Below are 382 nucleotides of genomic sequence, written 5' to 3'. Positions count from 1 at the left end.
ATGATTGCAAAAGAGAAATTGCCAAAAGAGTTTTCCATTACAGAAGGTGATTTTCTTTCGTTTGAAGTTCCGAATTCCATTGATACCATAGTAAGCACCTATGCATTTCATCATTTAACAGATGATGAAAAAAATGTAGCGATTGCGAAGTATAGTCAATTGCTAAACAAAGGTGGTAAAATAGTGTTTGCTGATACGATATTTGTAGATCAAGATGCATATGATAAAACTGTTGAAGCAGCAAAACAAAGAGGTTTTCATGAGTTAGCAAATGATTTGCAAACAGAATACTATACACGTATTCCAATTATGCAGACTATTTTTGAAAACAATGGCTTCCATGTAACGTTTACGAGATTAAATCATTTCGTTTGGGTAATGG

The 382-nt window shown here is 33.0% G+C and carries 1 protein-coding gene; it reads left to right on the top strand.

What is annotated here, in order from left to right:
- Window positions 1-382: class I SAM-dependent methyltransferase (locus MR083_RS26990; protein ID WP_242270112.1), on the top strand; the 382-nt coding region annotated here is incomplete at both ends.

Source organism: Bacillus cereus group sp. BfR-BA-01408 (assembly GCF_022663305.1).
Lineage (GTDB): Bacteria > Bacillota > Bacilli > Bacillales > Bacillaceae_G > Bacillus_A > Bacillus_A pacificus.
This window is presented reverse-complemented; position numbering and strand designations above follow the sequence as displayed.